Source organism: Pseudomonas sp. KBN12P06040 (assembly GCF_037574965.1).
Taxonomy (GTDB): Bacteria; Pseudomonadota; Gammaproteobacteria; order Pseudomonadales; family Pseudomonadaceae; genus Pseudomonas; species Pseudomonas aeruginosa.
Genome location: NZ_JBBELS010000001.1, coordinates 5,832,705 through 5,844,788, shown reverse-complemented (window position 1 = coordinate 5,844,788; position 12,084 = coordinate 5,832,705). Strand labels below are relative to the sequence as shown.

7 protein-coding genes are annotated in these 12,084 nt (G+C 66.7%); all 7 read right to left on the bottom strand.

The annotated features are described in order from the left end of the window. Positions 1–12 precede the first annotated feature (12 nt). The 7 genes from VQ067_RS27515 to VQ067_RS27485 all read right to left on the bottom strand — a co-directional run bounded on the left by VQ067_RS27515 (position 13) and on the right by VQ067_RS27485 (position 11,891). Complete coding sequence (locus VQ067_RS27515) at positions 13–465, bottom strand: YiiD C-terminal domain-containing protein (RefSeq protein WP_003114565.1); 453 nt, start codon at positions 463–465, stop codon at positions 13–15. 90 nt (positions 466–555) lie between these two features. Further along, complete coding sequence (locus tag VQ067_RS27510; RefSeq protein ID WP_033989916.1) at positions 556–1,833, bottom strand: bifunctional O-acetylhomoserine aminocarboxypropyltransferase/cysteine synthase; 1,278 nt, start codon at positions 1,831–1,833, stop codon at positions 556–558. 120 nt (positions 1,834–1,953) lie between these two features. Continuing rightward, positions 1,954–2,928 carry a sulfite exporter TauE/SafE family protein gene (locus VQ067_RS27505; protein WP_003095804.1) on the bottom strand — a complete coding sequence of 325 codons (975 nt, stop codon included), beginning with the start codon at positions 2,926–2,928 and terminating at the stop codon, positions 1,954–1,956. 150 nt (positions 2,929–3,078) lie between these two features. After that, positions 3,079–4,539 carry a protein adenylyltransferase SelO gene (selO, locus tag VQ067_RS27500; RefSeq protein WP_003116144.1) on the bottom strand — a complete coding sequence of 487 codons (1,461 nt, stop codon included), beginning with the start codon at positions 4,537–4,539 and terminating at the stop codon, positions 3,079–3,081. A 66-nt stretch (positions 4,540–4,605) separates the two neighbouring features. Next, on the bottom strand, positions 4,606–7,962 hold the full coding sequence (gene mscK / locus VQ067_RS27495) for a mechanosensitive channel MscK (RefSeq protein ID WP_003095799.1): 3,357 nt from the start codon (positions 7,960–7,962) through the stop codon (positions 4,606–4,608). A 91-nt stretch (positions 7,963–8,053) separates the two neighbouring features. Further along, positions 8,054–9,796: a potassium/proton antiporter gene (locus VQ067_RS27490; protein WP_033989917.1), complete on the bottom strand. Its 1,743-nt coding sequence runs from the start codon at positions 9,794–9,796 to the stop codon at positions 8,054–8,056. 292 nt (positions 9,797–10,088) lie between these two features. Further along, a complete protein-coding gene (locus tag VQ067_RS27485; protein ID WP_340080948.1) occupies positions 10,089–11,891 on the bottom strand; it encodes an acyl-CoA dehydrogenase in 1,803 nt (600 codons plus the stop codon). Positions 11,892–12,084 lie beyond the last annotated feature (193 nt).

Sequence of the window (12,084 nt, the reverse complement as noted above, 5' to 3'; positions counted from 1 at the left end):
GAAATCTGCCAGTCAGGGTCGCGCGTGGCTGCGTAGCTGGTACAGCGCGGCGCTTTCCGCCACTACCTCGCCCTGCTCGTCGGTGAGTTGCAGTTCGAGGCTGTATTCGGCCTTGCCGCGCTCCCCGGCCTCGGTTTCCAGTTGGCGGATGCGCTCGGCATCCAGGCGTGCCTCGACGCGTATGTCGCCCTTGGCCGGACGGCGGAAGCGCAAGGTCATCTCCTTGACGATGGGATAGAAGCGGGCGCTGTCGAAGCTGGTCAGGAACAGCGCGCCACCGGGAAGTTCGGCGAGGGTGAAGAGCGCCCCGGCGTACATGCTGCCGATGTGGTTCTCGTTGCCGGCGCCCGGCATGCGCAGGCGCACGTAGCCGGGTTCGAGGACTTCCGCCCTGAGTCCGCTGCGCTGGACGAAGGCGATCTTTTCTTCGGTCAGGTGCCTGGCGAGTTCGGTGGGCAGTGGCATGGCGCTCTCCATGTCGGGGATCCCAGCCAGACTAGCCGGCCGGCCAGGCCGGGCAAGGACCGAAACGCTCGCCCGGACTGACCGATCCGCTCAGCGTGCGGCGGCGGCCAGGGCCTGGTCGAGGTCGGCGAGGATGTCGTCGATGTGCTCGATGCCGATCGACAGCCGCACCATGTCGTCGGAGACTCCGGCGCGGGCCAGTTCCTCCGCGTTCAACTGGCGGTGGGTGGTGCTCGCCGGGTGGCAGGCCAGGGACTTGGCGTCGCCGATGTTGACCAGCCGCACCACCAGCTTCAAGGCGTCGATGAAGCGCGCGCCGGCGGCGCTGCCGCCCTGGATGCCGAAAGACAGGATCGCCGCCGGGCGGCCCCCCAGGTAGCGCCGGGCCAGGGCGTGCTCGGGGTTGTCGGCGAGGCCGGCGTATTTCACCCAGGCCACCTGCGGATGCTGCTGCAGGTAGCGGGCCACGGCGAGGGCGTTGTCGCAGTGGCGCTCCATGCGCAGCGCCAGGGTCTCCAGGCCTTGGAGGATGAGGAAGGCGTTGAACGGCGAGAGCGCCGCGCCCATGTTGCGCAGCGGTACCACCCGGCAGCGGCCGATGAAGGCGGCGGGTCCGAAGACCTCGGTGTAGGTGACGCCGTGGTAGGACGGATCGGGCGTGTTCAGCAGCGGGAAGCGCGACTTGTTCGCCGCCCAGTCGAATCTGCCGGAGTCGACCACGATCCCGCCGATGCTGGTGCCGTGGCCGCCCATGTACTTGGTCAGCGAGTGCACGATGATGTCGGCACCGTGCTCGAACGGCCGGCAGAGCACTGGGGTGGCTACCGTGTTGTCGACGATCAGCGGTACGCCGTGGCGGTGAGCGGCGTCGGCCAGTGCCTGCAGGTCGATGATGTTGCCCGCCGGGTTGCCGATGGTTTCGCAGAACACGGCCTTGGTCCGCTCGTCGATCAGCGCTTCCAGGGCGGCGATGTCGTCGTGGGCGGCGAAGCGCGCCTGGATGCCGATGCGTGGCAGGGTGTGGGCCAGCAGGTTGTAGGTGCCGCCGTAGAGCTTGGCCACCGAGACGATGTTGTCGCCGGCCTCGGCGACGGTCTGGATCGCGTAGGTGATGGCCGCCATCCCCGAGGCCACCGCCAGCGCCCCGACCCCGCCTTCCAGCGCCGCGACGCGCTGTTCCAGTACGTCGTTGGTGGGGTTCATGATCCGTGTGTAGATGTTGCCCGGTACCTTCAGGTCGAACAGGTCGGCGCCATGCTGGGTGTCGTCGAAAGCGTAGGAGGTGGTCTGGTAGATCGGCACCGCCACCGCGCGGGTGGTCGGGTCAGGGCTGTAGCCGGCGTGGACGGCCAGGGTTTCCAGTTTCATGCAGCGTTCCTTCGGGCAGATTGGAAGGACGCAGCATGGGAAAGCGCGCCGGGCGGGTCAATGCGCCCGGGCAAGGAAAAGCGTGCCTGGTTAGACCGTTGTGTTCGCCGCTTATGCCTGTCAGCGCAGGCCGATGTAGATGTTGTAGGCGCTGATCAGGGTGATCAGGGTGCCGACGATGACCAGCAGGGTGCGCGGCGAAAGCTTCTTGCACAGCAGGGCGGCGAACGGTGCGGCGAACAGGCCGCCGAAGACCAGCCCGGCGACCATCTTCCAGGTGTCCGGCTGGCCAGCGAGGAGGATGAAGGAGGTGGCGCTGGCGATGGTCAGGAAGAACTCGGCGAAGTTCACCGAGCCGATGGTGGTGCGCGGGTCGCTACCCGAGCCGATCAGGCTGCTGGTGACCACCGGGCCCCAGCCGCCGCCGCCGGCAGCATCGACGAAGCCGCCGAAGAGTGCCAGCTTGGCCACGTGGCGCGGTGCCCGGCGCTTGATCACGTGGCGGTAGGCCTTGCTCAGGATGTACAGGCCCATCAGCAGCAGGTAGGCGGAGATGAAGGGCTTGAGCTGGTGGCCGTCGAAGCGGGTGATCAGCACGGCGCCGAGCACCGCGCCGATCATTCCCGGCAGCAGCAGGCGGAGGAAGAGTGACTTGTTGACGTTGCCGAGCTTGACGTGGGAAATCCCGGAAAAGCCGGTGGTGAACACTTCGGCGATGTGCACGCTGGCGCTGGCAGCGGCCGGCGTGGCACCAGCGCTGAGCAGGAAGGTAGTCGCGGTGATGCCATAGGCCATGCCCAGCGCACCGTCGATCACCTGGGCGAAGAAGCCCACCGCCACCGCGCTCCAGAAACCCCGGCTGGTCAGGGCCTGCTCGATGATCTCGAAGCCGTTGCTGCCGCCGTTGTCGAAGAACAGGCGCCAGGCCAGGAAGGCGAGCAGGCCGACCAGGATCAGCACCGCCGCCCACATGGCGGCGCGCAGTACCGGGTGGTCGTCCGGATGGGTGACGAAATCTTCGACAGGAGGCAGACCTAGCGCCTGGTGTTCGGTGTTGATCGAACTCTGGCTGAGATCGAGGTCGCGTATCTTCATGCGGCAAGGCGCCTGACAGGAGGTGGTAGAACAGGCTGGAATAAGTGTGGCGGCGAAGATAATCGGCTTTTCTTAGTGCGTCTAAGAAGTTTTCCGAAGGTATTTATTCCATTGCGGCATTATCGGCCGCCGTTCTGTCAGGGCATCCCGTCAGGAGGAGCAACTGATTTCCAGGTGCCGCCCCCAGTCCGGTGGGCGCCGAGTGAAGCGCTCCATGCCCGGCTGTTCCTCGAACGGGCGACTCAGCACCTGGTGCAGCAAGCGGACTTCCGTGTAGTCGCCCTGCTCGGCCGCTTCGATAGCCTGCTGTGCCAGGTAGTTGCGTAGCACATAGAGCGGATTGACCGCGTGCATGCGCCGGCGCCGCGACTCCTGGTCTCCGCCTTCTTCCTCGACGCGCCGGCGGTAGGCCTCGGCCCAGCGGTCGAAGGCCTCGCGGTCGACGAAGTCGTCGCGCAGGCTGGCCAGCGCCCGCTCCGGAGTCTCCTCGCCGAGTCGGCGGAAGAACAGCGAGTAATCCACCGCGCTGCCCTGCATGCGCTGCAACAGTTCCTGGACCAGGGCCTGGTCGTTCTCCGCGGCGACGCCCAGGCCCAGGCGCCGGCGCATCAGGTCGAGGTAGTGGGCCTGGTAGAGGGGCAGGAACAGGTCGAGGCTGGCGCGCAGTTCGTCCACTTCCACCAGTGGCGTCAGCGCCTGGGCCAGGGCGGCCAGGTTCCAATGGGCGATCGGTACCTGGTTGCTGAAGGAGTAGCGGCCGGCGTCGTCGGAGTGATTGCAGATGTGATTGGCGTCGAAATCGTCGAGGAAGGCGTAGGGCCCGTAGTCAAAGGTAATGCCGAGGATCGACATGTTGTCGGTGTTCATCACCCCGTGGCAGAAGCCATAGGCCTGCCAGCGGGCGATGAGTTCGGCGTTGCGCTCGACGACCTGGCGGAACATCGCCGCGTACGGCCGCTCGGCTGCGTTGCAGTCGGCGAAGTGGTGTTCCAGGACGAACGCCGCCAACTGTTTCAACTGGTCGTGCTGGCGGGTGTAGTAGAAGTATTCGAAGTGACCGAAGCGCACGTGGCTGGGCGCCAGGCGCAGCAGCGTCGCCGCGCTTTCCTTCTTCTCGCGCCAGACCGGCGTGCTCGAACCGATCACGCAGAGCGCCCGGCTGCTGGGAATGCCCAGTGCCGGAAGGGCTTCGGAGGCGAGGAACTCGCGGATCGACGAGCGCAGCACGGCGCGCCCGTCGCCCATCCGCGAGTAGGGGGTCTGGCCGGCGCCCTTGAGGTGCAGGTCCCAGTGCTCGCCGGCCTGGTTGATCACCTCGCCGAGCAGCAGGCCGCGGCCGTCGCCCAGGCGCGGGTTATAGGAGCCGAACTGGTGGCCGGAATACACCATCGCCCGCGGCTCGGCCTCCGACCACAGCTTGTGCCCGCCGAACAGCTCGGCGAACAGCGCTTCGTCACTGGTTTCCGCTGGCAGGTCGAGCAGCGCCAGGGCGGCGGGGCTGGCTACCACCAGGCGCGGCTCGGCGATGGGGTCGGGCAGGACTTCGGTGGAGAAGGCGTCGCCCAGGCGGGCGAAGCGGTTGTCGAAGTCGAGGTCGTCGAGTGATTTCAAGAGAGGCCTCCGGCAATTCCCGAGCATTGTGCTGGGAATTGCCGGAGGGCGTCCAGGCCCGGAGGTTCAGCGGGTCGGTTCGGCGGGACCGTCCTGGCCCTTGAGCGCGGGCGGATTGCCGACGCCGCTGTGCTGCGGCTCGCCGACGAACAGCTGGACCTGCTGGCCCTGGAGGTTCTTGACGAACACATCGACCTGGTTGAAAGCCATGTCGATCTTGTGTTCGCGGAAGCTGGTAGCGATCTTCGTCAGGATCTCGTCGGTAGAGGGGTTGCGGTCGCCCAGTTCGCGGACGTGGAAGCGCAGCTCGTAGTCGAAGGTGCTGGCGCTGATGGTCAGGAAGTACAGCAGCGGCTCCGGGTCGCGCAGTACCCGCGGGTTTTCCTTGACCGCCTGCATCATCAGCTTGCGCGCCAGCGGCAGGTCGGTCTCGTAGGCCAGGCCGATCTTGATGGTGACCCGGGTCACGGTATCGCTCAGCGACCAGTTCACCAACTGCCCGGTGATGAAGGTCTGGTTCGGGACGATGATCTCCTTGCGGTCGAAATCGGTGATGGTGGTGGCGCGGATGCGGATCCGACTGACCGTGCCGGACAGGTTGCCGATGGTCACCACGTCGCCGATTCGCACCGGACGCTCGAAAAGGATGATCAGGCCGGAGACGAAGTTGGAGAAGATCGCCTGCAGGCCGAAGCCGAGGCCTACCGAGAGCGCCGCCACCAGCCATTGCAGCTTGTCCCAGCTGACCCCGAGGGTGGACAGGGCGCTGACGATGCCGATGCCGCTGATGGCATAGGAAAGCAGGGTGGTGGTGGCGTAGGCGCTGCCCTGGGCCAGGGTCAGGCGCTGTAGCACCAATACCTCCAGCAGGCCGGGCAGGTTGCGCGCCAGGGCCACGGTGACCACCGCGATGGCCAGCGCCGCGAGGAAGTCGCGCAGGCTGATCGGCACGCTGGTGGCCGCTTCGCCGGTGCCGGCGGTGTACTGGTACAGGGTGACGTTGTCGAGGTAGGAGATCACGCTGATCAGGTCGGCCCAGACCCAGTACAGGCAGACGATGAAGCCGATCAGCAGGGCCAGGCGGATCAGCCGCAGCGATTGCTGGTTGATCTGCTCGATGCCGAGGGTCGGCTCCTCGACGTTGGTCTCGCCGTCGACGCCTTCCTTCGCCGCGTTCTGCCGTTTCGCCAGGGCCCGGGCGTAGGCCAGGCGCCGGGCCGCCACGCCCAGGCCGCGGACGAAGGCGGCTTCGATGACGAACCAGAGCAGCAGCAGGTAGAGGGTATCGATGAGACGGTCGGTGAGCTTCAGCGAGGTGTAGTAGTAGCCGAAGCAGACCGCGACGAAGAGCACCAGCGGCAGCGCGGTGAAGAGGAGGCCGACGATCATCTTGATCAGCGACGGACGCTCGTCGCCGGGGCTGCTGAACAGCAGGCGGCTGAGCAGCCAGGCCATGGCCGCGTAGCCGAGCAGGACCACGGCGATGCCGATCACGTCGTCGGCCAGGCTCGCCGGCTGGTGCTCGGCCACCGTCACCACGCCGACCAGCGCCAGGACCACAACGCCGAGGCGGACCAGGTGCCTGTCGAGGAAGCCGACCTGTTCGCGGCTCCAGTGGAAATGCCGCTCGGCGATGCCGCCCGGGGTGAGGATGCGATGGGCGGTGTAGAACAGCAGCCAGACCTGAGCCATTTCCAGCAGGGCGCTGCCGAGGGTGGCGTTCTGGCCGCGGGCGTCCAGCAGCAGGGCCAGGCCGGCGACGGCGAAGGTCAGGGTGCCGGGCAGGGCGAGGAGGATGGTGATCAGGATCGCCAGCGGGGTATGCAGCTGGCTGTCGCGCTTGAAGTGGCCGATGTCGTCGTTCAGCTCCGCCAGCTTGTCGTACAGGTAGCGGCGTTTCCACAGCAGCGCGGCGATCAGCAGGAACAGCGGCAAGAACAGCAGCGGCCGATCGACCAGGCCTTCGCCCAGTTCACGCACCCCGGAGCCCCAGGGGATCTCGGTGAGCTGGTTCTTCAGCAGGGTCGGGGTCATCTTGAACCAGGACAGGTCGAGCGGCTGGTTGCTGGGAATCCAGAACATCTGCTCGTCGAGGGTGGTGCGCAGGCTCTCGCTGGTGGAAAGCAACTGCTTCTGGTTCAACTGCAAGGTGATCGCTTCGTTGAGCAGCGCGTTGAGTTCGTGGTTGAGCCGTTCGAGCAGCTCGGAACGGGTTGCCAGCAGGGTGTCGAGATCCTTGCGCAGTTCCGGCGTGACCTGCTCGCTGGGCTGCTGGGCGAGCAGGTCGTCCAGGTATTGCTGCGGGGTCGCCAGCTTGTCGCGTTCCTGGTTCAGTTCGAACTGGCCGAGGCGCAGGTCGGCGATCTCGTCGGCCAGGCTCTGGTCGGTCTTGATCTTCGGCAGCGCCTGTTTCTGCTTGTAGAGGATGCGCGACAGCAGCAGGCTGCCGCGCAGGACGTTGATCTGTTCCTCGAGGGCCTGGTTGGACTGGGTCAGGTTGTCCAGTTGCTGCTTGGTCTCGAGGTTGCGCCGGGTGAGCACGTTGAGGCGGTCGGTGGCGCGCAGCAGGTAGTCGGAGAGACGCAGATTCTTGGCGTTCTCCTGGCTCAGCAGGCTGTCGGTGCCGGCCCCCTGGGCGCCTTCCTTGGACAGCTCGGCGACGGTCTTTTCCGACTGCTCGCGGCGCTTCTCGCTGATCAGCGCCTGCAGGTCGAGGGTTTCCTTTTCCAGGCGCGAGATCTTCTCGGTGAGCAGATCGTGCTGGCTCTTGCCGAGGTCCTGCAGCAGGTTGTTGCCGGCCAGCTCCTGGCGCAACAGCTGGCTCTGCACGGTCAGCGCGGCCTGCTCGGCGAGCAGCTCGCCGCGACGGTCGGCGTTGATCGCCTTGCCGCTTTCCTTGCCGGCCTTGAGCAGCGAGCCGATCTCCAGGATTCGTGCCTGCATGCTGCTGATGCCGGCCTGGGCTCGTTCCGGGCGGGTCTCGGCGGTGATCGACAGGCTGTTGGCCTCGCCCAGGGCCTTCTGCCACTCGGCCTGCTGGGTGGTGCGGTCGTTGAGCAGCATCTCCAGGCGGGCCACGCTCTCGCCGCTGTAGCGCTCGCTGACCGGGCGTTCGCGGGTCTTCTTCAGGCGCTCCAGTTCGCGCTGGTTATCCTCGATCTGCCGGGGCGCGTCGCTCAGGCGCTTTTTCAGGTCTTCCAGGCTCTGCAGCGCTTCGTCGCGCGCGGCGAGGAACTTGAGGGTCTGTTCGAGTCTGGCCTTGACGACCTTCTGGTCGGCTTCGGCGAGCTTGCGTTCGGCCAGCTTGTCGAGGCTTTGCTGGACGGCTTCGGCCGAGGGCGGCTCGGACTGGGCGAGGAGCGGCGGACTGGCAAGGCAGAGGCCGAGGAAAAGAGTAGCGATCAGGGAGCGGAGGGCAGGCATGGTCGAGAAGAGACTCGAAGAAGGGTGAATGCAGGTTAGTGGTGGCTCCGGGACGCCGCAAGGCGTCACGGAACGGGGATTCGACAGGAAATCAGAGGAAAAGTCCGGGCCCTGGGCGGCCTTCCGGAAACTTCACGCCGACCTTGCGGATACGGTTGCCTTCCAGGGCGGCCACGGTCCAGGTCAGGCCGTTCCACTCCACCTGGTCGCCGATCACCGCTTCGCCGCCGATCTCGTGGGCGATGAAGCGGCCCAGCGCTTGCTCGCCGTCGATGCCGTCGAGCTTCAGGCCGTAGAGCGAGGCCACCGCCGACAGCTGGGCATCGCCTTCCAGCACGAAGTCGCCGAAGAAGCGCGCGCCGAGGCCGCGGTCGGGCGCCTGGCTGAACAGCTTGCCGAGGGCCGGCAGGTCGTGTTCGTGGCCGATCACGCAGAGGATGTCGTCGGCCTCGAGGATGGTGCTGCCCGACGGGTGGAGCAGTTCGGTGCCGCGGAACAGCGCGGCGATCCGGGTCCCGCCGGGCATCTTCAGCTCGCGCAGGGCGGCGCCGATGCACCACTTTTCCTTGTTCAGGTGGTAGACGAACAGCTCCCACTCGCTGGTCGGGTGGATCTCCAGGCCGGCGCGGGATATCGGTGCCGGGTCCGGCGGCACCACCACCCGCAGCAGCCTGGCCGCCCAGGGCAGGCTGGTGCCCTGCACCAGCAGCGAGACCAGGACGATGAAGAAGGCCACGTTGAAGAACAGCTGGGCGTTCGGCAGGCCGGCCATCAGCGGGAACACCGCGAGGATGATCGGCACCGCGCCGCGCAGGCCGACCCAGGCGATGAAGGCTTTCTCGCGGTCGTGGAAGGCGCGGAACGGGATCAGTCCGATCAGTACCGACAGCGGTCGTGCCACCAGGATCATCCACAGCGCCAGGGCCAGTGCCGGCAGGGCGATCGGCCACAGGTCGTGGGGGGTGACCAGCAGGCCGAGGACCAGGAACATGCCGATCTGCGCCAGCCAGGCCATGCCGTCGAGCATGTGCAGGATGCCGTGGCGGCTGCGGATCGGCCGGTTGCCGAGGAGCAGGCCGCACAGGTAGATGGCCAGGATGCCGCTGCCGCCGACGGCGTTGGCCAGGGCGAACACCAGCAGGCCGCCGCTGATCACCAGCAGCGGGTAGAGGCCGCCGGCCAGGTGCATGCGGTTGATCAGTTGCAGCAGAAACCAGCCGCCGCCGAGACCGAGCAGGGCGCCGAGACCGAACTGCTGCACCAGGTGCAGGACGAAGCCCCAACTGAGGCCGGTCTGGCCGCTGGCGAGCATCTCGATCAGGGTCACGGTGAGGAATACCGCCATCGGGTCGTTGCTGCCCGATTCGATCTCCAGGGTCGCGGTGACCCGCTCGTTGAGACCTTTGCCGCCGAGCAGGGAGAACACCGCGGCGGCGTCGGTGGAGCCGACGATGGCGCCGATCAGCAGGCCTTCCATCCAGTGCAGGTCGAACAGCCAGGCCGCCGCGATGCCGGTCAGGCCGGTGGTCACCAACACGCCCAGGGTGGCCAGCGACAATGCCGGCCAGAGCGCCACGCGGAAGCTGGAGACGCGGGTGCGCAGGCCGCCGTCGAGGAGGATCACGGCGAGCGCCAGGTTGCCCACCAGGTAGGCCACCGGATAGTTGTCGAAGACGATGCCGCCGACCCCATCGTTGCCGGCGATCATGCCGACGGCGAGGAAGATCACCAGGATCGGGATGCCCAGGCGGGAGGACAGCGAGCTGACGAGGATGCTCATGCCGACCAGCACCGCCCCGATCAGGAAGAAATTATTGACGGTGACGGCGTCCAAGGTCGGCCTCCTCGCGGCGGGACAGGGGGAAGGCGACGCTACGGGTCGGTTTTACGTAGGGGAATTACGTAGACAGGATGCAGGCCGCATGCCAAGTGATTCTAACCTGCGGATTTGGCGGACTGTAAAGGGGCGTCGGCGGTTTTTTTCGAAGGAATTCCGAGGCTTTCGCGTTGTCCGGGCGAGTGCGCGCGAACTCGCTGGCGTGGCCGCCAGGCAACGGCAACCCGGCGTTCATGCCCGGACATAAAAAAGCCCCGGACGTGACCGGGGCGGGAAAGGGCAGGCAGGATCAGAACCATTCTTCCTGCATGCTCGAACACACGTCGTCGCGGGCCTCCAGCAGCGCCAGTTCGTGGTGGCAGCCAGGCACTTCCCAGGTCAGGAAGTAGCGAGCGGCCTGCAACTTGCCGCGATAGAAGTCGGCGTCGGCGCAGTCGCCGCGAGCCAGCCCTTCCTCGGCGCGGATCGCCTGCTCCAGCCAGCGCCAGCCGATCACCGCATGGCCGAACACCTTCAGGTACAGCGCCGAGTTGGCCAGGCCCTGGTTGACCTGGCCCTGCATCAGGTCGCCGAGCAGTGCCAGGGTCACCTCGGACAGCCGCGCCACCAGCCGTTCCAGCGGCTGGCGCAGGGCGGCCAGGGATGGATGGGCTTCGGCGCGCCGGCAGGCGTCCTGGATCAGGCGGGTCAGCTGGCGCAGGCCGGCGCCGTTGTTCTGCCCGACCTTGCGTCCCAGCAGGTCGAGGGACTGGATGCCGTGGGTGCCTTCGTGGATCGGGTTCAGGCGATTGTCGCGGTAGTACTGTTCCACCGGGTATTCGCGGGTGTAGCCGTGGCCGCCGAGGATCTGGATCGCCAGCTCGTTGGCCTTCAGGCAGAACTCCGAGGGCCAGGACTTGACGATCGGGGTCAGCAGGTCGAGCAGTTCGTGGGCCTGGCGGCGCTGTTCGTCGTCCTCCAGGGTCTGGCTGTCGTCGAACAGGCGCGCGGCGTACAGGCCCAGGTCGAAAGCGCCTTCGACATAGGCCTTCTGGGTCAGCAGCATGCGCCGCACGTCGGCGTGGCGGATGATCGCCACCTGTGGCGCGCTCGGGTCTTTGCCGTCCGGCAGGCGGCCCTGCGGGCGTTCGCGGGCGTACTCCAGCGAATAGAGGTAACCGGCATAGCCAAGCATCACCGCGCCCATGCCGACGCCGATGCGCGCCTCGTTCATCATCTGGAACATGTAGGCCAGGCCGTGGTGCGGCTTGCCCACTAGGTAGCCGACGCAGGCGCCGTTGTCGCCGAAGTTCAGCGCGGTGGAGGTGGTGCCGCGATAACCCATCTTGTGGAACAGGCCGGCGAGGATCACGTCGTTGCGCGGCCCTAGGCTGCCGTCGGCGTTGACCAGGAACTTCGGCACGATGAACAGCGAGATGCCTTTCACCCCCGGCGGTGCATCCGGCAGCTTGGCCAGGACCATATGCACGATGTTCTCGGAGAGCGGGTGGTCGCCGCCGGAGATGAAGATCTTGTTGCCCTTGATCCGATAGCTGCCGTCGGCAGCCGGTTCGGCGCGGGTGCGGATGTCGGAGAGGGAGGAGCCGGCGTGCGGCTCGGTGAGGGCCATGGTGCCGAAGAAGCGGCCCTCGATCATCGGTTGCAGGAAGCGCTGCTTCTGCTCCTCGCTGCCGAAGCTCTCGATCAGGTTGGCGGCACCCATGGTCAGGAACGGATAGGCCGAGCTACCGACGTTGGCCGCCTGGAAGTGGGCGAAGCAGGCCTGCGACAGCAGGGTCGGCAACTGCATGCCGCCCTGCTCGAAGCTGCGGGTGGCGTTGAGGAAGCCGGCGTCGAGGAAGGCATCCACTGCCGGCTTCACTTCCGGAATCAGCGTGACTGAGCCATTCTCATAGAGCGGCTCGTGTTCGTCGCCCTTGCGGTTGTGCGGGGCGAACAGCTTTTCCGCCAGGCTCCGCGCGGTGCCGAGGGCGGCATCGAAGGTTTCGCGGCTATGTTCGGCGAAGCGCGGGCGCTGGGTCAGGGCTTCGGCATCGAGGACTTCGTACAGCTCGAACGCCAGGTTGCGGGAACTGAGCAGGGTTTCGGACATGACGACCTCGGCGAAAGGGGATCGTGGGGCGGCGCGGCGAAGGCATCGACCGTCGCAGGCGGTGCCAGGGTGCCAGCGAGTCTAGGCTGGTGAATGAAGGTCGCCAACCAACATCGATATGCGTGATACAAGGGCCAAACCTGCGACGGCGAGACCGCTGCCGAAGCCTCGGGAGGCTGGTAGAATCCGCGCC